At 56.1% G+C, this 20,446-nt stretch carries 21 protein-coding genes and 2 pseudogenes; 12 read left to right on the top strand and 11 right to left on the bottom strand.

Annotated elements, in window-relative coordinates:
• Nucleotides 1-594 (top strand): mannitol operon repressor MtlR, encoded by a 594-nt coding sequence (gene mtlR, locus AC6I8J_RS00500; protein ID WP_202604956.1) that lies wholly within the window; start codon nucleotides 1-3, stop codon nucleotides 592-594.
• A gap of 103 nt (nucleotides 595-697) precedes the next feature.
• On the top strand, nucleotides 698-1,060 hold the full coding sequence (locus AC6I8J_RS00495) for a YibL family ribosome-associated protein (RefSeq protein ID WP_013359626.1): 363 nt from the start codon (nucleotides 698-700) through the stop codon (nucleotides 1,058-1,060).
• Nucleotides 1,061-1,068: 8 nt separating this feature from the next.
• Here the strand turns inward: AC6I8J_RS00495 and AC6I8J_RS00490 are convergent, their stop codons facing one another.
• From AC6I8J_RS00490 to AC6I8J_RS00480, 3 genes are all read right to left on the bottom strand, one after another.
• The gene (locus AC6I8J_RS00490; protein ID WP_161734175.1) at nucleotides 1,069-2,037 is read right to left on the bottom strand and encodes a VirK/YbjX family protein; all 969 of its coding nucleotides are present in this window, start codon (nucleotides 2,035-2,037) and stop codon (nucleotides 1,069-1,071) included.
• 201 nt (nucleotides 2,038-2,238) lie between these two features.
• Complete coding sequence (gene sodA, locus AC6I8J_RS00485) at nucleotides 2,239-2,856, bottom strand: superoxide dismutase [Mn] (protein ID WP_135910493.1); 618 nt, start codon at nucleotides 2,854-2,856, stop codon at nucleotides 2,239-2,241.
• A gap of 282 nt (nucleotides 2,857-3,138) precedes the next feature.
• Nucleotides 3,139-4,479, bottom strand: coding sequence for an aspartate aminotransferase family protein (locus AC6I8J_RS00480; RefSeq protein WP_497824989.1), 1,341 nt, complete (start codon nucleotides 4,477-4,479; stop codon nucleotides 3,139-3,141).
• A 206-nt stretch (nucleotides 4,480-4,685) separates the two neighbouring features.
• On the opposite strand from AC6I8J_RS00480, the gene AC6I8J_RS00475 reads away from it, so the two are divergent.
• Nucleotides 4,686-5,462: a DeoR/GlpR family DNA-binding transcription regulator gene (locus AC6I8J_RS00475; RefSeq protein ID WP_497824988.1), complete on the top strand. Its 777-nt coding sequence runs from the start codon at nucleotides 4,686-4,688 to the stop codon at nucleotides 5,460-5,462.
• On the opposite strand, the gene fdhD is transcribed toward AC6I8J_RS00475, so the two are convergent.
• Nucleotides 5,459-6,283, bottom strand: a complete 825-nt coding sequence (gene fdhD, locus AC6I8J_RS00470) for a formate dehydrogenase accessory sulfurtransferase FdhD (RefSeq protein ID WP_497824987.1) — start codon at nucleotides 6,281-6,283, stop codon at nucleotides 5,459-5,461. The genes AC6I8J_RS00475 and fdhD overlap by 4 nt on opposite strands.
• Nucleotides 6,284-6,678: 395 nt before the next feature.
• Between fdhD and fdnG the strand changes: the two genes are divergently transcribed.
• The 5 genes from fdnG to AC6I8J_RS00445 are packed head-to-tail and all read left to right on the top strand — an operon-like array spanning nucleotide 6,679 to nucleotide 12,838.
• Nucleotides 6,679-9,729 (top strand): formate dehydrogenase-N subunit alpha, encoded by a 3,051-nt coding sequence (gene fdnG, locus AC6I8J_RS00465; RefSeq protein WP_161734167.1) that lies wholly within the window; start codon nucleotides 6,679-6,681, stop codon nucleotides 9,727-9,729.
• 12 nt (nucleotides 9,730-9,741) lie between these two features.
• Complete coding sequence (fdxH, locus tag AC6I8J_RS00460) at nucleotides 9,742-10,641, top strand: formate dehydrogenase subunit beta (protein WP_161734165.1); 900 nt, start codon at nucleotides 9,742-9,744, stop codon at nucleotides 10,639-10,641.
• Nucleotides 10,641-11,282, top strand: a complete 642-nt coding sequence (fdoI, locus tag AC6I8J_RS00455; protein WP_150013375.1) for a formate dehydrogenase cytochrome b556 subunit — start codon at nucleotides 10,641-10,643, stop codon at nucleotides 11,280-11,282. The genes fdxH and fdoI overlap by 1 nt, the downstream gene beginning before the upstream one ends.
• Nucleotides 11,282-12,205: a formate dehydrogenase accessory protein FdhE gene (gene fdhE, locus AC6I8J_RS00450; protein WP_222924778.1), complete on the top strand. Its 924-nt coding sequence runs from the start codon at nucleotides 11,282-11,284 to the stop codon at nucleotides 12,203-12,205. Before fdoI ends, fdhE begins: the two co-directional genes overlap by 1 nt.
• 21 nt (nucleotides 12,206-12,226) lie before the next feature.
• On the top strand, nucleotides 12,227-12,838 hold the full coding sequence (locus tag AC6I8J_RS00445; protein WP_222924779.1) for a glutathione S-transferase: 612 nt from the start codon (nucleotides 12,227-12,229) through the stop codon (nucleotides 12,836-12,838).
• Between the two features lie 104 nt (nucleotides 12,839-12,942).
• Here the strand turns inward: AC6I8J_RS00445 and AC6I8J_RS00440 are convergent, their stop codons facing one another.
• Nucleotides 12,943-13,242 carry a type II toxin-antitoxin system RelE/ParE family toxin gene (locus AC6I8J_RS00440; protein WP_161734159.1) on the bottom strand — a complete coding sequence of 100 codons (300 nt, stop codon included), beginning with the start codon at nucleotides 13,240-13,242 and terminating at the stop codon, nucleotides 12,943-12,945.
• Nucleotides 13,239-13,523, bottom strand: coding sequence for a damage-inducible protein J (locus AC6I8J_RS00435; RefSeq protein WP_033784384.1), 285 nt, complete (start codon nucleotides 13,521-13,523; stop codon nucleotides 13,239-13,241). Before AC6I8J_RS00435 ends, AC6I8J_RS00440 begins: the two co-directional genes overlap by 4 nt.
• Nucleotides 13,524-13,891: 368 nt before the next feature.
• Between AC6I8J_RS00435 and AC6I8J_RS00430 the strand changes: the two genes are divergently transcribed.
• A complete protein-coding gene (locus tag AC6I8J_RS00430; RefSeq protein ID WP_480343677.1) occupies nucleotides 13,892-14,104 on the top strand; it encodes a SymE family type I addiction module toxin in 213 nt (70 codons plus the stop codon).
• A gap of 50 nt (nucleotides 14,105-14,154) precedes the next feature.
• Here AC6I8J_RS00430 and AC6I8J_RS00425 read toward each other — a convergent pair whose 3' ends face one another.
• A complete protein-coding gene (locus tag AC6I8J_RS00425; RefSeq protein ID WP_480343678.1) occupies nucleotides 14,155-14,379 on the bottom strand; it encodes a hypothetical protein in 225 nt (74 codons plus the stop codon).
• Entirely contained in the window at nucleotides 14,379-15,815 is a 1,437-nt protein-coding gene (locus AC6I8J_RS00420; RefSeq protein ID WP_497824986.1) for a VENN motif pre-toxin domain-containing protein, read from the bottom strand. The genes AC6I8J_RS00425 and AC6I8J_RS00420 overlap by 1 nt, the downstream gene beginning before the upstream one ends.
• A gap of 1 nt (nucleotide 15,816) precedes the next feature.
• Between AC6I8J_RS00420 and AC6I8J_RS00415 the strand changes: the two are divergent.
• Nucleotides 15,817-15,963 (top strand): annotated as a pseudogene (locus AC6I8J_RS00415) (SymE family type I addiction module toxin); the annotation flags it as partial.
• Between the two features lie 94 nt (nucleotides 15,964-16,057).
• Here AC6I8J_RS00415 and AC6I8J_RS00410 read toward each other — a convergent pair.
• The 3 genes and pseudogenes from AC6I8J_RS00410 to AC6I8J_RS00400 all read right to left on the bottom strand — a co-directional run.
• Nucleotides 16,058-16,273, bottom strand: a complete 216-nt coding sequence (locus AC6I8J_RS00410) for a hypothetical protein (RefSeq protein WP_440829950.1) — start codon at nucleotides 16,271-16,273, stop codon at nucleotides 16,058-16,060.
• Between the two features lie 5 nt (nucleotides 16,274-16,278).
• Nucleotides 16,279-17,022 (bottom strand): polymorphic toxin type 17 domain-containing protein, encoded by a 744-nt coding sequence (locus AC6I8J_RS00405; RefSeq protein ID WP_497825626.1) that lies wholly within the window; start codon nucleotides 17,020-17,022, stop codon nucleotides 16,279-16,281.
• An 87-nt stretch (nucleotides 17,023-17,109) separates the two neighbouring features.
• Nucleotides 17,110-19,520: pseudogene (locus AC6I8J_RS00400) on the bottom strand (hemagglutinin repeat-containing protein); the annotation flags it as partial.
• 369 nt (nucleotides 19,521-19,889) lie between these two features.
• On the opposite strand from AC6I8J_RS00400, the gene AC6I8J_RS00395 reads away from it, so the two are divergent.
• Nucleotides 19,890-20,105 (top strand): SymE family type I addiction module toxin, encoded by a 216-nt coding sequence (locus AC6I8J_RS00395; protein WP_161737008.1) that lies wholly within the window; start codon nucleotides 19,890-19,892, stop codon nucleotides 20,103-20,105.
• A complete protein-coding gene (locus AC6I8J_RS00390; RefSeq protein WP_161737009.1) occupies nucleotides 20,102-20,425 on the top strand; it encodes a SymE family type I addiction module toxin in 324 nt (107 codons plus the stop codon). The genes AC6I8J_RS00395 and AC6I8J_RS00390 overlap by 4 nt, the downstream gene beginning before the upstream one ends.
• The last annotated feature ends 21 nt before the right edge of the window (nucleotides 20,426-20,446 follow it).

Below are 20,446 nucleotides of genomic sequence, written 5' to 3'. Positions count from 1 at the left end.
ATGCAAGCCGGGCGCAGTTCGCCTGCTCCCGACGGCGGTATTAAACCCATGCAGGCAATAATGGAAGAGAAGCAGGCTTTTGAGAACCGGGTGCTTGAGCGCCTGAACGCCGGTCGTTCGGTGAGAAGCTTTCTGATCGCCGCCGTTGAGCTATTGGCTGAAGCCGTCAATCTGCTGGTGCTGCAGGTATTTCGTAAAGATGACTATGCAGTGAAATATGCGGTAGAACCGCTGCTGCTGGGCGATGGTCCTTTGGGCGAACTCTCGGTTCGCCTGAAGCTGATTTACGGACTTGGCGTGATCAGCCGACACGAATATGAAGATGGTGAACTGCTGCTGGCACTACGCGAAGAGCTGAATCACGACAGCGGCGATTATCGTTTCACCGACGATGAGATCCTCGGCCCGTTTGGTGAACTGCACTGTGTGACCGCCTGGCCACCTGCGCCGGTGTTTCACACCGACGATGCTGAGCTGCGCAGCATGCAGCAGCAGCGCTATCTGCAGATGGTGCGTTCCACCATGGTCCTGTCGCTCACCGAGCTGATCGCCCGCATCAGTATGAAGCAGGCGTTTAAAAAGTCCGGTAGCTAATCCTGTCAGGCGTCATCACGACGCCTTTTTCGTCTTAACCTGGCCGGGAATATACGTCAGATTTGGTGTATCCTTGGCCTGTTTTCCTCAACGAGTTGTTGTCATGAAAGAGCAAGAAAAGAACGAAATCAAACTTCTCAGCGATAAGCTGGACGCACTGAACCGCAAAGAGCCGCAGTTACTGGAATCAGGTGATGTCGAGAAACTGGGCGCGTTGCTGAAAGAGAAAGAAGCGCTGGTCATTGAGATTGAGCGTCTGCGCGGTCAGCGGGTTGAAAAACTGAGTGCCGAAGCGCAGAAGCTGCAGAAAATGGGCTTCAGCCGCGAAATTACCAAAAAAGAGCAGGCAAATCTGGGTGCGCTGAAGAAAAGCGTGCGCGGCCTGGTGGTGGTGCATCCAATGACCGCGCTGGGACGTGAGATGGGTCTGAAAGCGATGACGGGCTTCGCTAAAACCGCATTCTGACGGGTCGATCAGGCAGCTGCCTGATCGACATCGGCTTTGCGTTCGCCGGCGGCGGCATAAACCTGCTCCGCCAGCGCATCCAGCAGTTCATAACGGCGGCGATACTCTGCCCGCTTCTTACTGGCAATTTCCTCCAGCGTTTTACGCGGCAGACTCAGCGGCAGCGTAAACATCCCATCCCTGCGCGCTTCACCACTCAGCGACAGCCAGAATTCACTGTAGCTGGCAAAGAACTTATCCCCTTTGCTGTGGCGATAACGCAGGCTGCGGAATACATGCGTCTCATCGCCTACCGCCTGAATACTTTCCACGCCGCACTGTTTCGCCACAATAAATACCGCTTCCATTAACAGGCGTTTCGGGAAGAGACCGTGAGCCGCTTTGGTCGCCTCGCGGATCATCTCATTATTAATATGTTTTCGCGGCCCCTGTAATCCGCCAATTAATAAGGTGCGTTGGTTATTCTCGTTGAGAATCGAAAAAGAAAGTGAAGCAATAATCTCGTCGTTATAACGTAATACCAGCGTTACTTCCCCTTCACGATCAAAATAACCGGAACTGCAGGAGAGTAAAAAGGCCTCACCATTTTTTCCGGTCAGCGCGGCCAGCGGATTATCTGAAGCGCTCTGCAGCAGCTGACGCAGCATAGGATTTTCGAGATTGTTCATGAGCGTGTAGTGGTCGAGAATCGCCTGCGCACGCGCAGCAATGCTCATACCTGAACGCAGATAGGGCCGGTGCAGCTTGGCTGGCAGCAATCCCTGGGTACTCATCAGCAAAGGAAGTTGCGGCAGATGCGACAGCGCATCCAGATAATGCAGCGTGGTCAGCGGCGATATCAAGGTTCTTAACACAAATTTCAGACGGAAACGTTTACTGTTCCAGAGTTTATCCGGAATGTATTTGCCACTGATTAACTGGAAAAAAAGTGAAGCAGAGGATTCGGTCGTATTTTCGTGAGTAGTTATAATTGACATAGTCAGCGACACACAGTGAGTTAAGCAGGAATGTCACCGAACATAACATAGCCAATATCAACGAAAAGTTAATGTGGAATAACATTAAAACCGATAACTGACGATTTTCATTTCCTTTTGGCAATGCACAAAATAAGGACAAAAAAAACCGGCGAAATAGATTTCACCGGTTTATCTTCATTACGTTTACGTTTGGTTAACTTATTTAGCAGACGCGAAGCGGGCTGCCGCTTCGTCCCAGTTAACCACGTTCCAGAACGCTTTGATGTAGTCAGGGCGCTTGTTCTGATATTTCAGATAGTAAGCGTGCTCCCACACATCCAGACCGATGATCGGGAAGCCAGAAACGCCGGCAACCGCTTCGCCCATGAGTGGGTTGTCCTGGTTTGCGGTTGAAACCACAGCCAGTTTGTCGCCTTTCTTAACCAGCCATGCCCAGCCAGAACCGAAACGGGTGGCAGCAGCTTTCTCGAACTCTTCCTGGAATTTTTCCACGCTACCAAAATCTTTCTCGATAGCCGCTTTCAGGTCGCCCTGCAGCGTGGTGCCGGTTTTCAGGCCTTTCCAGAACAGGCTGTGGTTAGCGTGGCCGCCTGCGTTGTTACGCAGTGGGCCTTTTTTGTCTGCTGGCAGCTGATCCAGTTTGGTGATCAGCTCTTCTACCGGCAGATTAGCAAATTCAGTACCTTCCAGCGCCGCGTTCGCGTTGTTCACGTAGGTCTGGTGGTGTTTAGTGTGATGGATCTCCATCGTCTGCTTGTCGAAATGCGGTTCCAGTGCGTCGTATGCGTAAGGCAGGGATGGCAGTGAATAACTCATGTTCTTCCTCTCCATTTAGTGTGAGCAGCACGACGAATTCGGGGCGTGCCGCGTAAGCAGTCGAATCATTATAGTTAAATTCATGTAGCGTAAAAGGGTAATCAATGCCCTATTAACCATAAGGATTTGAGAAATCCGGCAAAAGCAACCCGTTGTTTTTACAGCATGCTGCTGCTGACTCTCCCTTTTTTGCCCCATCCTACAGGGCGCGCGGCAGGCCTGAGCCAGACTGCAAGCGGGCATGCATTTCACCCGGACGCCGCATCTGCCCTGCCCTGCGCGTTACTGACCCAGCTCGCGCAGGGAGTTGTCGAGTGCACCAGCCAGCCAGTCGATGTCGCTTTCCTGGAAAGCCAATGGCGGACGCAGTTTCAGTACATTCCCATACGGGCCAGCGACCGAGGTCAGCACACGATGTTCACGCAGCTTCTCGATCAGGTTCAGCGCCAGGGTTTTGTCCGGCGTTTTGCTGTGACGATCGGTGACCAGTTCGAAGCCGATAAACAGCCCGGCACCGCGCACATCGCCCACGCACTCATAGCGATCCATCAGGGTCCGCAACTCCGCCAGCAGCTTCACGCCGACCACGCGGCTGTGTTCCTGTAATCCCTCTTCGGTGATCACGTTCAGAACAGCCTGCGCCGCCGCCATCGCAACCGGATTGCCACCAAAGGTATTGAAATAGGGAATCGAGTCACTGAAGGCGGCCAGCACCTCGCTTTTTGCCAGCAGCCCGGACACCGGAATGCCATTGCCCATCGGCTTGCCGGTAGTAATCACATCAGGCACCACATCATGGCGGCCAAAGCCCCAGAAGGCGTCGCCGGTACGGCCAAAGCCAGGCTGCACTTCATCGGCAATAAAGATGCCGCCATTGGCATGCACCACCCCGACCGCTTTTTTCAGGAAGCCACGCGGATTGGGCAGAACTCCGTCGGAGGAGAAGATCGAGTCCGCCAGGAAACCGGCAAATTTAATGCCGTGCGCCGTCATATCATCAATCTGCTGCTGAATCTGATCAGCGAACCAGTCGCCCAGGTCCGGCGCATCCACACGATACGCATCCGGTGGCATCACCAGCCGCGTGGTAGGCGACAGCGGCTGTCCACTGCCCAGCGCCGGAGAAGCGCCGGAGGTCAGCTCGCTGGTACCGTGATAGGCCTCTTTACTGACGATAATTCCGGTACCGCCGCTGAAAGCACGCGCCACGCGGATAGCAAGGTCATTGGCTTCAGAGCCGGTGCACATATACATCGCGCGATCGATCGCCGCAGGCGTGGTCGCCAGCAGCGCTTCGCTGTAGTCGAGAATATTTTCATGCAGGTAACGGGTGTGGGTGTTCAGCATTTTCATCTGCTGCGTCACCGCTTCAATCACGGCCGGATGGCAATGGCCGATGCTCGCCACATTGTTGTAGACGTCGAGATATTTATCGCCCGCCGCATCCCACAGATATTGCCCTTCACCCCGCACCAGATGAACCGGTTTGCGATAGAACAGGCGATAGGATTCGCCAAGCACTTTGCTGCGTTTATCGGTCAGTTTGCGCGTCTCGCTGTCGAGCGCATCGGCATGTTCGGCGCGGAAACTGTTGGTATCCATAATGGTGGAACGCGTGGCCATAATGACTCCCGTGACAAGGATGAAGGAGGAAGAGCTGACCCCTGTATCATGCCTGCCTGAATCTAAAATGCAACAAAATACACAAACGCAATAAAATACACATGACGCAGGCCGATCCCCGCGCTAAGCTTGCTCCTGATTCAGACGGCATCTTTCGCGTCATTGGCGTATCATCCGTCCCCTTCGCGCTTTATAAGGAAACCTCTATGCTGCAGGAAACGCGCCTTCATCGCATCCGCGCCTTACTGACCCGGCTTAATCAGGTCAGTACCGAGCGCATTATCAGGGAGCTGGGGGTGTCTCGCGAAACCGCGCGCCGCGATATTATTGAGCTGGAAGCGCAGGGTCTGGCGCGCCGTGTTCACGGTGGCCTGGTGGCGATTGAAACGGCGGCTGAACCGCCGCTGACACAACGCCGCAGCACGCAGACCCGCGAGAAGCGCGCCATCGCCCGCGCCGCTGCGCAGTTGCTGCAGCCGGGACAGACACTGTTTCTGGATGCGGGCACCACCACCACCCTGCTGGCAGAGGAACTCCACGCCCTTTCCGGCCTGACGATCGTCACCAATAGCCTGCAGGCTGCGCTGGCGCTGAGCGCCGGAGAAGAAGATCAGCCGCTGAATAATCAGATTATTTTGCTGGGCGGGATGATGATAGCGGGTGCGCACCAGACGCGCGGCGAAATCACCGTGGGTGAGATCATCCGCTATCGCGCCGACGTCGCGCTGCTGTCACCGGTCGGCATTGAGGCGAATCGCGGTGCCAGCAGTTTTCATCCGCACGAAGCGGCTATTGCCAGAGCGATGGTGCAGCAATCTGCAGCCTGCTATCTGCTGGCCGATCACACCAAACTGGGCGTGGTCAGCCGCACGGTTTACGCGCCGCCGCAGACGATCACCATGCTGATTACCGATAGCGGCGGCGATAACGGTGCCGCCCTTGAGGCACTGCAGCAGACGTTGCCAGAGGTGATGGTCGTTTAACGCAGTCGCTGAGGATGGCTGTAGACCGTGGCGCGGCCAGGTTTACTGAACCCGACCAGCGTCAGATTGCAGCGCTCAGCCACCTCAACCGCCAGGCGGGTAGCGGCTGAAACCGCGAACAGGATCTCGACGCCGCACATGGCGGACTTCTGCACCATTTCATAGCTGGCGCGGCTGGAGACCAGCACCGCGCCCGGCCCCCACCCTGCCTGACTGCGATAGCCCAGCAGCTTATCCAGCGCCACATGGCGACCCACATCTTCACAGCCACCGGCCAGCTGACCGTCGGGCTGGATCCACGCGGCCGCATGGGTGCAGCCGGTTTTCTGTCCGACAGGCTGATAATCTTTCAGCTGACCCAGCGCCCGATCCAGCTGGTCCAGCGCGAAGGTCTGGGTAAATGGCAGCGGAGAGAGCGGCTTGCCAATCTGGTCCAGCTGTTCAACGCCACACACACCGCAGCCGGTCCGGCCCGCCAGCGCGCGACGCTGCGCTTTCAGCGCCATAAAGCGACGGCTGGACAGCTCGATCTGAACCTCAATGCCGTCACAGCCCGGCACGATGTCCATGCCGAAAATGTCGCCCGGCGCGTCGATAATGCCCTCTGACAGCGAAAAACCCAGCGCAAACGCCTCCAGATCTTTTGGCGTGGTCATCATCACCACGTGTGAGATGCCGTTATAGACCAGCGCCACCGGCACTTCGTCCGCCAGCCAGTCATCCTGTGCATCGGTCAGGTCTTTACGCTGCCACACCTGCGTCCTGCTGACGCCGGCCTGAATTGTTAAATCTTCGCCTGAGTCAGGCTGGATAGCTTTCAAAAAGTATGACCTGTTGTTAATAAATTATGTAATTCAGTGCCCGGGTCGGCAGAGCACTGACGCGCTCTGATTCTGCCTTTTAGCCCCTGACAGCGCAAATAAACAGCGGGGCAATTCATGCGGTTTTATCCCCCGAAAGGCGTAGCCACGCCTGCTGGCGGGCATAATGCGAATAGTTCTCTTTTACGCGTTAACATCGGTAAGCATAAAACAACAGTAATTATCTGCGCCGTCTGAAAATCTGCTTGCAGCGCAAATCCACCACCGAGGATTTTTAACAAAATTGAGAAAAAGAATTACTAATGACTAACGTGTTGACCCTGGTCAACTTACAGTCAACCAGGACTGCTATTTTGCAAGGCTTCGCAATGGAGCCAATAAAGAAGAACGATAACATGCAGATTAACAGACGGAGTTTTTTCAAAATCTGTGCTGGCGGGCTGGCAGGCACCAGCGCGGCATTACTCGGTTTTGCCCCCACCACAGCCTTAGCCAGTATCAGAGAGTTCAAACTCATTCGCGCCAGAGAGACACGTAATAACTGCACCTACTGTTCAGTCGGCTGCGGCATGCTGATTTACAGCCTGGGTGATGGCGCAAAAAATGCCCGTGCCTCGATTTACCATATCGAAGGCGACCCTGACCATCCGGTCAGTCGTGGATCGCTCTGTCCGAAAGGCGCAGGCGTGCTCGACTTTATTCACAGCGAACAGCGCCTGAAATACCCGGAGTACCGCGCACCGGGTTCCGATAAATGGCAGCGCATCAGCTGGGATGAAGCGTTTGACCGCATTGCCCGCCTGATGAAGCAGGATCGCGATGCTCATTTCCAGACGACCAACGCCGCTGGCGTGACGGTAAATCGCTGGCCGACCATGTCGATGCTCTGCTCCTCCGCCGCCAGTAATGAAACCGGCCTGCTCGATCAGAAGTTTGCCCGCGCGCTGGGTATTCTGGCGCTGGAAAACCAGGCGCGCCTGTGCCACGGCCCGACCGTGGCGGCTCTGGCCCCGAGCTTTGGTCGTGGTGCAATGACCAATAACTGGAACGACATCAAAAACGCCAATGTGGTGATGATCATGGGCGGCAACCCCGCCGAGGCGCATCCGGTTGGCTTTAAATGGGTGATTGAAGCCAAAACCCATAACAATGCGCAGGTCATCGTGGTCGATCCGCGCTTTAACCGCTCTGCGGCGGTCGCTGACTTCTATGCCCCCCTGCGTGCCGGCAGCGACGTGGTGTTCCTGATGGGGGTGATCAACTATCTGCTGCAGCACAATCAGATTCAGCAGGAGTATGTTCGCGCCTTCACCAATGCCGCCCTGATTGTCAGCGAAGGCTTCAGCTTTAGCGACGGATTATTCAGCGGCTACGATGCGGAAACCCGTCAGTACGATCGCCAGAGCTGGCACTATGAGCTGGATGAAAACGGCCATGCACGACGCGATGAGAGCTTCAGCCATCCACGCTGTGTACTGAACCTGCTGAAAACCCACGCCAGCCGTTACACCCCGGAAATGGTGACGCGGATGTGCGGCACTTCGCAGGACGCCTTTATTACGGTGTGCAGGCAGCTCGCCTCCACCTGCGTGCCCAATCGCACCGCAACCATCCTCTATGCGCTGGGCTGGACCCACCACACCAACGGTTCGCAGATTATCCGCACGGCGGCGATGATCCAGTTGCTGTTGGGCAACATTGGTATGCCGGGTGGCGGTATTAACGCGCTGCGCGGTCACTCCAACGTTCAGGGCTACACCGATCTCGGCCTGCTGGCGCAGAGTCTGCCGGGCTATCTGCCACTGCCCTCCGAGAAGATGACCACGCTGGCGACTTACCTGCAACAGGCTACGCCGGTGGCGACGTTGCCGGACCAGGTCAACTACTGGCAGAACACCGACAAGTTTTTCGTCAGCCTGATGAAGAGTTTCTACGGCGATAATGCTACGGCGGAAAATCAGTGGGGCTACAACTGGTTGCCGAAGTGGGACAAGGCCTATGACTGCATGGCGCAGGCGGAGATGATGGAACAGGGCGCGCTGAACGGCTGTCTGATTCAGGGCTTCAACCTGCTGGCCGCCTTCCCGGACAAAAATAAAGCGGTCCGGGCACTGTCCCGCCTCAAATATATGGTGGTGATCGATCCGCTTCGCACGGAAACCGCCAGTTTCTGGCAGCATCACGACGCGTTCAACGACGTCGATCCGTCGGCCATCCAGACCGAAGTGTTCCGCCTGCCCTCCTCCTGCTTCGCGGAAGAGTCGGGTTCGGTGGCGAACTCGTCGCGCTGGCTGCAGTGGCACTGGGCAGCAGCCGAGCCGCCAGCGGAAGCGCTGCACGACGGCAAAATCCTCGGCAACCTGTTTATGCGTCTGCGCGCGCTCTACCGCCTGGAAGGTGGAGTAGCCCCTGAGCCGCTGATGGCGATGCGCTGGGACTACCGCGACCCATTCAATCCTGAGCCGGAAGAGGTGGCGCAGGAGAACAACGGTCAGGCACTGGCCGACATTTATGACGCCAGCGGCAAGCTGCTGCTGAAAAAAGGCCAGCAGCTAAACGGCTTCTCTGAGCTGCGTAACGACGGCACCACCGCCAGCGCCTGCTGGATCTACAGCGGCAGCTGGACGCCGGAGGGTAACCAGATGGCCCGACGCGACAACGCCGATCCGTCGGGACTGGGGGCGGTCTCAGGCTGGGCCTGGGCCTGGCCCGCTAACCGCCGCATTCTCTATAACCGCGCCTCCGCTGATGCGCAGGGGAAAGCCTGGGATCCGCAGCGCCGTCTGATTGAGTGGGATGGCGCACGCTGGCACGGCATCGACGTACCCGATTACCCGGTAACGCTGTCGCCGCAGAAGCAGGCCGGTCCGTTTATCATGCAGCCCGATGGTCTCGGCCACCTGTTTGCACTCGATAAAATGGCCGATGGCCCGTTCCCGGAACACTACGAACCGATGGAAAGCCCGCTCGCCGACAATCCCCTGCATCCGCAGCAGCGACACAGTCCGGTGGTTCGTCTGTTCAGCAGCGACGCCACGCAGCTGGGCGAGGCCGCCGACTATCCCTGCGTCGCCACCACCTACTCCATCACCGAGCTGTTCCGCCACTGGACCAAACATGCCCTGCTGAATGCGATTGCGCAGCCGGAGCAGTTTGTCGAGATCGGCACCGAGCTGGCTGAGGAGAAAGGCATTCAGGCCGGAGACACCGTTAAGGTCACATCACGTCGCGGCTATATCAAAGCTAAAGCGGTGGTGACGCGTCGTCTGCAGCGTCTGATGATTGACGGCAAGCCGGTTGATACCGTGGGCATTCCCTGCCACTGGGGCTTTGAAGGCACCACGCGTAAAGGCTTCCTCGCCAATACGCTGACGCCTTCGGTTGGCGATGCCAACTCGCAGACCCCGGAGTACAAGGGATTTTTAGTGAAAGTGGAAAAAGCGTAACGGCAGATGACTATGGCTTATCAATCACAAGATATTATCCGTCGCTCTGCGACCAATGGTTTTACCCCGCCGCCGCAGGCGCGCGATCACAAGATCGAAGTGGCGAAACTTATCGACGTCACCACCTGTATCGGCTGCAAAGGCTGTCAGGTCGCCTGTTCCGAGTGGAATGACATCCGCGATGAAGTCGGCCACAACATCGGGGTTTATGACAATCCTGTCGATCTGACCGCCAAATCGTGGACGGTGATGCGCTTTTCGGAAGTCGAAGAGAACGGCAGGCTGGCCTGGCTGATTCGCAAAGATGGCTGCATGCACTGCGCCGATCCCGGCTGCCTCAAAGCCTGTCCGTCGGCAGGCGCCATCATTCAGTATGCCAACGGCATCGTCGATTTTCAGTCGGAGCAGTGCATTGGCTGCGGCTACTGCATCGCAGGCTGTCCGTTCAACGTGCCACGACTCAATAAAGAAGATAACCGCGCCTATAAATGCACGCTGTGTGTGGATCGCGTCAGTGTCGGCCAGGAACCTGCCTGTGTGAAGACCTGTCCGACCGGTGCCATTCATTTCGGCAGTAAAAGCGACATGCTGACGCTGGCGGAGGAACGCGTGGCGGAGCTGAAGTCACGCGGGTTTGCGCAGGCGGGCCTCTACAACCCGGAAGGCGTGGGTGGCACCCACGTGATGTATGTGCTGCATCATGCTGATAAGCCTCAGCTCTATCACGGGCTGCCTGCTAATCCGGGCATCAGCCCGACTGTGACCTTCTGGAAGGGGATCTGGAAACCGCTGGCAGCGGTCGGTTTTGCCGCCACGTTTGCCGCCTCAATCTTCCACTATGTTGGCGTTGGCCCGAATCGCGTCACTGAAGAGCATGACGACAATGACGATCAGCCTGAGGAGCATCAATAATGAAAAAGCCCGATCATCTGGTGCGCTATCGCGCACCTGAACGCATCAATCACTGGATCGTCGCGATTTGCTTTGTCATGGCTGCGTTAAGCGGATTAGGGTTTTTCTTTCCGTCGTTTAACTGGCTGATGCAGATCTTTGGCACGCCACAACTGGCGCGTATTCTGCATCCTTTTGTTGGCGTGGTGATGTTTGCCGCTTTTATGCTGATGTTTTTACGTTACTGGAAACACAATCTGATCAATCGCGATGACCTCTACTGGGCCAGAAATATTCACCGGATTGCGCTGAACGAAGAGGTCGGCGATACCGGTAAATATAACTTTGGTCAGAAGTGTGTGTTCTGGGCTGCTATCATCAGCTTAGTATTGCTGCTTGCCAGTGGCATTGTGATCTGGCGACCCTACTTTGCTGATGCCTTTGCCATTCCGCTGATCCGTCTGGCGCTGGTTGTGCATTCGGTGTCAGCGGTTGCGCTGATCATCGTCATTATGGTGCATATTTATGCTGCATTGTGGGTCAAAGGCACACTGACCGCGATGGTGGAAGGCTGGGTCAGCTCGGAATGGGCCAGACAGCATCATCCTCGCTGGTATCGTGAGCAGCGTAATCCGCCAATAAAACAGGAAAAACGCCCCTGATGAGTATTCGCATAATCCCGCAGGACCAGCTGGAGAAAAGCGAAAAGACAACGGCGGAGATGATTCCGCCGTTACTTTTTCCACGGCTGAAAAATTTATACAGCCGTCGTGCCGCGCGACTGCGCGACCTGGCGGCGAAAAACCCACTTGGCGATTATCTGCGCTTTGCGGCGATGATCGCTGAAGCGCAGGAGATTGTGCTGTATGACCATCCGCTGCACATCGACCTGCATGCCCGACTGACGCAGGGTGCCAGCGAGGGCAAGCCGCCACTGAACATTCACACTCTGCCGCGCGATGCGCACTGGCAACGGCTGCTGCACTCGCTGATTGCCGAGCTGAAGCCGGAGATGAGTGGTCAGGCGCTGGCGGTGCTGGAGAATCTGGAAAAGGCGTCCGCCACCGAGCTGGAGACGCTGGCCAGCGCGCTGTTTACCGGCGACTATGCGCTGGTCAGCAGCGATAAAGCGCCCTTTATCTGGGCGGCGCTTTCGCTCTACTGGGCGCAGATGGCGGCCCTGATCCCAGGCAAAGCACGCGCTGAGATGGGCGATCAGCGTCAGTTCTGTCCGGTCTGTGCCAGTATGCCGGTCGCCAGCGTGGTGCATATGGGCAGTCATGAAGGCGCGCGCTATCTGCACTGCAATCTGTGCGAAAGTGAGTGGCATGTGGTACGCAGCAAATGTACTCAGTGCGAACAGTCCCGTGATCTGCACTACTGGTCGCTCGACAGCGAGCATGCGGCGGTAAAGGCGGAGAGTTGTGGCGACTGCGGCACCTACCTGAAGATGCTTTATCAGGAGAGAGATCCGGCGATTGAACCGGTGGCCGATGACCTGGCATCGCTGATACTGGATGCCAGAATGGAGCAGGAAGGCTTCGCGCGCAGTAGTCTCAATCCCTTTATGTTTCCTGGCGAATAGTCACTGAATCCGGAGAACCCGATGAAACTGATTGGCAGCTACACCAGCCCGTTTGTGCGTAAGATTTCGATTATCATGCTGGAAAAAGGCATTACGTTTGAATTCGTTAACGCATCGCCTTACAGCGATGACAGCCACGTGCCGCACTACAATCCGCTGGGCAAAGTCCCGGCGCTGGTTGCTGACGATAAGCAAATCTGGTTCGACTCCAGCATCATCGCCGAATTTCTGGAACTGCGCGGCGTGGAGCCTGCTCTGCTACCTGCCGATCCGCTTGAATCGCTTAACATCCGTCAGCTGGAGAAGCTGGCGGATGGCGTCAGCGATGCCGCGCTGGTGATCGTGCGCGAGCAAATGCGTCCGGGGGATTTGCAGTCGGAAGAGGTGCTATTGCGCAATCGTGAAAAGATTCAGCGCAGCCTCGATATGCTGGAAGCGAAGGCGGCAGAGGGGAAATGGCTTAACAACGGCCAGCTTAATCTGGCGGATATCGCCACTGGCTGCATGATCGGCTACCTCAATTTCCGCCGCGTAGTGCCGAACTGGTGTGTCGAACGACCGGCGCTGGTGAAGCTGGCGGAAACGCTGTTTGAGCGCGAGAGCTTTGCAAGGACGACGCCGCCTGCGGCGTGATAGGTGCGGTGCTGGGGCTGATGATTTCATCGGCCTCCTCAGCGCACCGCTCTCTCTGCCGTAGCTCATGATCCAGACAATCTGATGCAGGCTGAAGTGGCTGACTATCTTTGATAGCGGCCCGATATTTTTTGGGATGTATGCAGTATACGCAGGATGCGAACCGCATCTTTTTCAGCTACATAGATGATGATGAACGGTAAGCGTGGCACCACCAGTTTAAGCTGTTTTTCTGTTCCGACTTTAGTGCCAGCCCGCGGGTTTTCGCTAAGCAGACTGGCCAACCGGGTAAACTTATCGTCTGTTGCACTGGCTACCAGCAGGCCAGCCTCACGATACAGATAACGAAATATTGTTTCCCTGTCCGCCTGCGCCTGTTTTTCCCATTGAACGGCTGCTATCACAATTTTCCCTGCGCGGCCTGCGCTTTAAGCTCTTCCATGCGAGTATCCATTTCATCGTTACTGATGAATTCACTTTCACCGGCATCATAACGACTGAATGCAGCCGCTATCTGCTCTTCCAGCCATGCATCATGTTTACTGTCCTGATAGTGCCGCTCTTCAGCAGCCAGCTCTTCCGCTCGCTGACGCATAACCTCAGTCAGCGTCTTCTTCTGGCGCTCGGCTGCCTGCATGGCAAGTCGTTTAACGTCGTCATCAATCCTGAAATGGATAGTGCTCATAGCCTGACTCTCGCGTGGTGTCGTTTGTGGTGTCATCATGCCTGTCATCCCTTTCTCTGTCATCTCCATTTCACTCTTATGCGATGCCGGAAATCGCCACGCTAATAGAACTAAATAGCCGATTACGGATGCTGAAGAGCATATTGGGAAGAGGATGCAAACGAAATGGTAAACGGAAAAACAATCTGTTTTTCAGAGACGACTCGCAGTTTATTACTTAGCTTTCAGCGAGTTTACAAAGCGGGCGGTGTATATTTGAACAGGAGAAAACAGAAAAGGAAGAACGTAACGAGAGATTTTTAGCGCGAGCTGAAGGTGGTGGAACACCAACAGCCCGCTGACCACAACTAACTGAACAGGAGTTAATTATGGCTAGAGCTGATTCTACGTCAGAACCCGCTGTACCCCAAGCACGCAAAAGCATCGTCGGATATCGCCCCAACGGCGGCAGACCGAATCCTTTACCTCAACTCACCATCAAGGGACGCTGGCTGAAAGCGCTGGGCTTTACGACCGGACAGAAGATCGAGGTGATCACCGGGCCGGGGCAGTTGATCATCCGGTTGGCGACTGAAGGGTAACTGACTGATAAAAGTAAAATCCCAGCCGGTTGGCTGGAATTAACAAGAACTTATCGATAATAAAAATACCAAAAAACAAAACCTGCCGGAAGCCCCATCCAGGTTAACTTGAAGCAAATAAATATATCAGCCAATGAAAATGGAAATTCATTATTCACATCCCAAGCCAACCATGCTCCCAGTAAACGACCAAAAATTGTTAAAATAAAAATTACCACACTCATTGAAAAGCATAAATATAAAAAGTTAAGTAATGAACCAGTGCTATTTCTCATTACTTACCTCCACTATCTTTCAGTTTATCTTGAACCATTCCGGATACGGCAGTATCCCCAACATTACCTATTATTGATGGTAACGGATTTTGTGGCACTGGTTTAGTTATCGTCCAGACACCTGTTGGCACCCATTCATACTGTTTTGATACCGGGTTAAGTTTTTTATCAAATGGTACTTTTAGAACATTACCCATAGCATAACCAGCCGAAGCACCTGCCTTACTCAACAACGCTGCCATAAACGGATCGTCACCGCTCATTTCCGCATGGTAATAACCACCTGCTGCATTCCATGTCACCGTCGGATTATAACCTTTACCTGCTGTAATCCCCCCAACCACTACCGATCCAATTACGTCTGATAGTTTTACTTCTCCTGTTGTGCCGTACTGAATACCTGCACTTAATCCGGCACCAACACCCACTGCAATAAGCTGCTCTTTGGTATTATTCACGGCATTAGTCATAATTGCCTTCGCACCCATTATCACTACTGGCCAGGAAGTTGGGTTCATTACCACATTCATAAACCTATCAGTTTCAGTGATATTATCCTTAAGGAATTTAAGATCAGACTCGTTAAGATATTTAACTATCGCCGCTGCATCCCGATCTTTCAGTTTATCGCCCAGCCTTACCTGATGTTTATCAGCATCCAGAGCAATGTTAGTTTCCGCCTGAACCAGTTCTTCCCAGCTCACACAGGCAACCCCGCCTCCGGTACAGGCTTCAGCCAGTTCCTTACTGTTTTTATTGCTGATATCGATATATTTCTTAATTACGGCCTGACAGTCACCGCCCGATGTTTTACAGTCCGAGAGTTCTTTATCAAGCGCCCTGGCTTCTGCGGTGTGCAAATGATTATTCTCAACCGCATTTTTACCCGCCTGAGCCCCCGCCACCGCATCAGCCGTGCTGTCACCCACTACGCCGCCCGCCAGACCCGCCGCCAGCGTCCCCAGCGCACTTATCGTCTGCCGCTGCTCCTCAGACAGGTCTTCACGTTTAACGCCCGGATATATCTGCTGCGCGATGTACTCACCCATCACCGCGCCCGAGGCTCCGGCCAGCGCAGCATTGCCCACCGCGTACGAGGTTACCGCACCCAGCACCGCGTGCGCCATCAGGTTCGCCTGGATATTAACCTTACCGTTCGCGTCCGTCGTCAGCTCGTGTATCTTTTCCGCCAGGAATGGAGCCGCCGCGCCGCTTATCGCCTGCGCCACGTTCCCGCCCGACAGGCCCTGCACCGCCGCCGTCACCGCGCTGATGGCACGCTGCACCTTACCGCCGGTCCCGAACGGTTTCTGCGCCGTGTCGTAAGCCTGCTTCGCTATTTCATCTGCCGTCGGGTTCAGCTTCCCTTTTTTGACCAGCTCTTCCCTCGCAGCCGCCAGTGCTTCCGGATCTTTCTGCACCTTCAGGCCCGCCATCCGCGAACTGTGGGGCTGCGTCGAGGGCTTAAGCGTGGTGCCCATCAACCGGAAGAAGGTGGCGCAGTGGCTGACGGAGTTCCCTGGTGCGATGCACAGCACCAGTGACGCGCCGAAGTTTAAGCGTGATGACGGGCATTTTGCGTAGGGGCTGATAAAACAAACCGGCTATTAATGAAGTGAACCCCTACTTGTTGGATGTCCAACTTTATGGAGTCAGCCCATTATAGCCGGGCTTTTTATCAATAAAAGTCTTCTCGACTGAAGGTAATACCAGTGGGTGAAACATCATCTTTATCGAAGTACACTGTGTTTTCTTTCCCATGAATTACTACAGAGTAACCAAAGACAGTATTCTCCTCCTCGCTTATTCCAAGAACGACTCCCTTGCAATTTGCGTACTTACTATTTTTAGCATCCGCTTTAATTTCTACTTCTTGATAAAAATCTATTTTCATAGTTTTCACTTATGCGTAACTTTTCCATCAAGGGAGATATTAAGGTGAGAACCATCTCGCGTTGCCCAACCTAACTGAGCTTTACCTGTTCGTGATAACTGGACATCCCACTCAAATGCCTGGCCCGCTGTACGAGATGGGCCTTTAACCCATTCATTCCCAAACTTGTCAATGTAACCTTTATTTGGGCCTCTTGGCAGAGGTTGAGATGCAGAGTACCCCTCTGGCGGTATATAACGAATTTTACCTTCATTCGGTAGCTGAACATAGTTGATACGACCTTTAGTCGACCACGGTTGCGCAGCTCCGCCTGTGCCTGAGGGATTGAAAGGTGGCTCTTCTATATAAGCAGGATTCTTACCTGTCTGCGCCGAACTACTTCCCTTCATCCCATAAACCGCGCCACCAATCGCCGCCGTGGTATGAACGCCAGCCATCGCGGTATAGAGGCCGTCTGCTGTCTCCTTACTCACACCCCAGTTTTCAGCGATACGGTTAACGTTGGCTTCGCGCTCCGCTTGCGCATCCGCCGAGGCATACTGCCACATCAGCGCGTCAACCTGACCTTTTCCTTCTTTATAAACGCTGCCCATCGTGCCGATATACTGGCCGTCGAGCTGCTGGTCATAACTCTTCGACATCGCTGCCAGTTCCTGCCGCATTCCCTGGCAGGCTGCTGAAGAAAGCCCTTTACAGGCTGAGTCTAACGCTGCATCGAATGCCTTATCTTTCGCATTCAGGTCACTGATTAACTTCTCAGCCTGCTGTTTCTTTTCGGCTTCCAGATACGGCAGCGACCACTTCGCATCCTGACGCTGCTTCTCGCCTTCGGCGTGCAGCGCATTATTCTCAACCGCGTTCTTACCCGCCTGCGCCCCCGCCACCGCATCAGCCGTGCTGTCACCCACTACGCCGCCCGCCAGGCCCGCCGCCAGCGTCCCCAGCGCGCTTATCGTCTGCCGCTGCTCCTCAGACAGGTCTTCACGTTTAACGCCCGGATACATCTGCTGCGCGATGTACTCGCCCATCACCGCGCCCGAGGCTCCGGCCAGCGCTGTATTGCCCGCCGCGTACGAGGTTACCGCACCCAGCACCGCGTGCGCCATCAGGTTCGCCTGGACATTAACCTTACCGTTCGCGTCCGTCGTCAGTTCATGTATCTTTTCCGCCAGGAATGGAGCCGCCGCGCCGCTTATCGCCTGCGCCACGTTCCCGCCCGACAGGCCCTGCACCGCCGCCGTCACTGCGCTGATGCCCTGCTGCAGCGACGAACCCGTGCCGAACGGCTTCATCGCTGTGTCGTAAGCCTGCTTCGCTATCTCATCTGACGTCGGGTTCAGCTTCCCTTTTCCAACCAGTTCTTCCCTGGCCGCCGCCAGCGCTGCCGGGTCCTGCTGCGCTTTCATGCCCGCTATCTGGCCCTGCGTCCTTGCAATATCACCCGCCTGACTGCCGATTTCCCCGATAAGCTGCGCCGCCTTCAGCCGGTTCTGCTCCTTCTCCTTGTCAAAGATGACGTCCAGCCCCGGATTCGCGTTCGCCACGTCGCGGCTGAGGTCCGCCACGTCCTGCGTCTGCTGTTCCTTATCGCGGATAACGATGGTGCCCTCACTCACCGCCGCCTTCGTGGTGGAGTCCGCGCTGCCGCTGTCGTTCAGCCCCGCCAGCATGCCGTTCGCCATGTTCCCGGCGAACTGACCGCCCACGCTGCCGCCGGTGCTCATGCCCGCGCTCTGATGCTCCACGTCATATTCCGCGTGGTTCTCTATGTCACCAAAGCCCAGCGTGCCGGTGTCGAGCTTATTCAGGCTGGCATCAGCCGTACTCGCAATAACCGCACCGTTCAGCTGTGTGTGCTCACCCATCGTCACGTCAAAGCCGCCCTGACCCGCAAAAATCCCGGTCTGCTCCGTCACGCTCTGCCAGGTGCTGTGCATTTTATCCCGGCTCACGTTCACGTTCGCTGAGCCGGTCATGGAGCCGAACGTGAAGCTGCCGCCCGCGCCGGCACTCTGCTGCCTGCTGTCGTAGCGGTCGCTGTCCTGCTCTGAGGTCAGCGTCAGGTTGCGGCCCGCGTCCACCTTCACGCTGTTGCCGCTTGCCTGCGCGCCCGTGAGCGTCGTGTCGCGCCCGCTGGTCAGGCTGAGCTGACTGCCCGCGTCCAGCGTGGTTTCGCTGTGCGTCAGCCCGTTGCCCTTTTCGCTGCCCTTCGCCGCATTGACGCTGGCCGACACGCTGATGCCGTAGCCGCCCGACCCTGCGCCGATGCCCACCCCGGCGCTGCCGCCTTTGCTGCTGTTCTGACTGTCGGTGCGCTGGGTGTTCTGCGCCGACTGCAGCAGGATGTCACGCGACGCAGCCAGGCTCAGGTCGCCGCCCGCCTTCAGCTGGCTGCCGGTGATGCTGATGTCGCCGCTCTGCGCCGTACCGTTTTTGCCGGTTGCCGTGACGGCCAGATTCCGGCCCGCCGTCAGCGTACTGCCCTGCGACTGACTGCTCTCAGTCCGCGTTTCGCTTTTCGACGACTGGCTGCAGTACGAGGCACTGACGCCGAAGGTGCTGGTCGATCCCGTCTCATAGTCTTTATCGCCAGGACTCCGGCCTGTGGCGGCATTGCGCGCGTCCGCCGCGGCGGTGTTCAGCCCGTCCATCTGAGCCGCCTGCGCCGCCTGCACACCGTTCAGCGCCGCCTGGTGTTCTGCAGCGCGCTGACCCGCCCGTCGCCCGACTTCCTGGCCTGCTGCGCGCTGCTCACCGCCGTGTTGAGCGCGCTGCCTGCCGTGCCTGACAGGGCGATGCTCAGACCGCTCTGTTTCTGCTCGAAGGTTTCCTTACGGCTGCGTGAATCAAAGCCCGGGTCGATAGTTACGCTGTCGCCCGTCAGGTTCATGTCTTTACCCGCTACCAGGTCCGCGCCGCCGACGTGCAGCCGGTTGCCCGCCGTGACGTTCACGCTGCCCTGGCTGCTGCCGACGGTGCTGACGCTCTGGCTCTGGGTGGTGCCCTTCTCATCAATCTCATGACGGGTCGACTGCTTGCCGACGGTGAAGCCGATGCCGCCGCTGCTCAGCAGGCCGCTCTTTTTGTTCTCCTGCAGCTGATAATGGCTGTCGGTCTCGGTCGCCGCGCCAATCTCCACGTCGCGCCCGGCCCGCAGGTTGACGTCCTGGTCGGCAGCCACCGCCGATCCGGTCACCGTCAGGTCGCGTCCGGCGATGACCGTGACGCTTTCACCGCTCAGCAGGCTGACGCATTTTAACAACCCTGAAGACCCTGTTACTACTGGTTACAGTAATGATGCGCCCGTGATTTTGAAGATAAATCGAAGGCTGATTAGCATGGATTCTCAGCATGAAAAACCAGTTTATTTGCTGATGTTGCAGAGGGCATAAAAGAAGAAAGAGGCACGAAGTTCAGACCGAAAAAAACAATCCGTTTTTCAGAGATGCTTCGCAGTTTATTACTTAGCTTTCAGCGAGTTTACACAGCAGACGGTGTATATTTGAACAGAAGAAAATAGGAAAGGAAGAACGTAACGAAAGATTTTTTAGCGCGGCTGAAGCGGTTTGCACCCCGTTTCAGCCGCTGACCACAACTAACTGGATTGGAGTTAATTATGGCTGGAACAGATTCTACGTCAGAACCTGCTGTACCCCAAGCACGCAAAAGCATCGTCGGATACCGCACCAACGGCGGCAGACCGAACCCGCTGCCACAGCTCACCATCAAGGGACGATGGCTGGAGCAGTGGGGATTTACCCGGGGCCAGCCGGTCAGCATCATCGCCGAACAGGGCCAGCTGATTATACGCATCACGGAGGAGAACGTATGAACATCACTTTTATTCAGGAACCCGTCCCGGAACTGACTATCGCAGGCGGTCAGCTGGCCGCACTCGGATTTACCACCGACACACCGATCCGGCTGGTGCTGCGGGATAACACGCTGACGGTGACAACCGTGACTGATGAAGTGGAGTGGGAAGAACTCTGCGAAGCCAGCCTGCTGTATCCGGATCTGGGAACGGACTGGGTGCGGGATAACGGCGAAGTGATTATCGGCGGCGACTGGCTGACCGGCTTTGATATGACTGAGGCGGAACAGCTGGATATTACCGCTGCGCCCGGTGTGATTCGGGTGCGGCGGCGGTAATCAGGCAGGATTCAGGGCTTA

Source organism: Pantoea sp. X-Soil-ISGK-355, from assembly GCF_059730805.1.
Note: the sequence above shows the minus strand (reverse complement) of the source record. Positions and strands in the feature narration are given on the sequence as shown.

What these genes read in the sequence shown, in the direction of transcription:
- mtlR (WP_202604956.1), top strand. Translation starts at nt 1, where the DNA reads ATGCAAGCCGGGCGCAGTTCGCCTGCTCCCGACGGCGGTATTAAACCC.
- AC6I8J_RS00495 (WP_013359626.1), top strand. Translation starts at nt 698, where the DNA reads ATGAAAGAGCAAGAAAAGAACGAAATCAAACTTCTCAGCGATAAGCTG.
- AC6I8J_RS00490 (WP_161734175.1), bottom strand. Translation starts at nt 2,037, where the DNA reads ATGTCAATTATAACTACTCACGAAAATACGACCGAATCCTCTGCTTCA.
- sodA (WP_135910493.1), bottom strand. Translation starts at nt 2,856, where the DNA reads ATGAGTTATTCACTGCCATCCCTGCCTTACGCATACGACGCACTGGAA.
- AC6I8J_RS00480 (WP_497824989.1), bottom strand. Translation starts at nt 4,479, where the DNA reads ATGGCCACGCGTTCCACCATTATGGATACCAACAGTTTCCGCGCCGAA.
- AC6I8J_RS00475 (WP_497824988.1), top strand. Translation starts at nt 4,686, where the DNA reads ATGCTGCAGGAAACGCGCCTTCATCGCATCCGCGCCTTACTGACCCGG.
- fdnG (WP_161734167.1), top strand. Translation starts at nt 6,679, where the DNA reads ATGCAGATTAACAGACGGAGTTTTTTCAAAATCTGTGCTGGCGGGCTG.
- fdxH (WP_161734165.1), top strand. Translation starts at nt 9,742, where the DNA reads ATGGCTTATCAATCACAAGATATTATCCGTCGCTCTGCGACCAATGGT.
- fdoI (WP_150013375.1), top strand. Translation starts at nt 10,641, where the DNA reads ATGAAAAAGCCCGATCATCTGGTGCGCTATCGCGCACCTGAACGCATC.
- fdhE (WP_222924778.1), top strand. Translation starts at nt 11,282, where the DNA reads ATGAGTATTCGCATAATCCCGCAGGACCAGCTGGAGAAAAGCGAAAAG.
- AC6I8J_RS00445 (WP_222924779.1), top strand. Translation starts at nt 12,227, where the DNA reads ATGAAACTGATTGGCAGCTACACCAGCCCGTTTGTGCGTAAGATTTCG.
- AC6I8J_RS00435 (WP_033784384.1), bottom strand. Translation starts at nt 13,523, where the DNA reads ATGAGCACTATCCATTTCAGGATTGATGACGACGTTAAACGACTTGCC.
- AC6I8J_RS00430 (WP_480343677.1), top strand. Translation starts at nt 13,892, where the DNA reads ATGGCTAGAGCTGATTCTACGTCAGAACCCGCTGTACCCCAAGCACGC.
- AC6I8J_RS00425 (WP_480343678.1), bottom strand. Translation starts at nt 14,379, where the DNA reads ATGAGAAATAGCACTGGTTCATTACTTAACTTTTTATATTTATGCTTT.
- AC6I8J_RS00420 (WP_497824986.1), bottom strand. Translation starts at nt 15,815, where the DNA reads ATGGCGGGCCTGAAGGTGCAGAAAGATCCGGAAGCACTGGCGGCTGCG.
- AC6I8J_RS00410 (WP_440829950.1), bottom strand. Translation starts at nt 16,273, where the DNA reads ATGAAAATAGATTTTTATCAAGAAGTAGAAATTAAAGCGGATGCTAAA.
- AC6I8J_RS00395 (WP_161737008.1), top strand. Translation starts at nt 19,890, where the DNA reads ATGGCTGGAACAGATTCTACGTCAGAACCTGCTGTACCCCAAGCACGC.
- AC6I8J_RS00390 (WP_161737009.1), top strand. Translation starts at nt 20,102, where the DNA reads ATGAACATCACTTTTATTCAGGAACCCGTCCCGGAACTGACTATCGCA.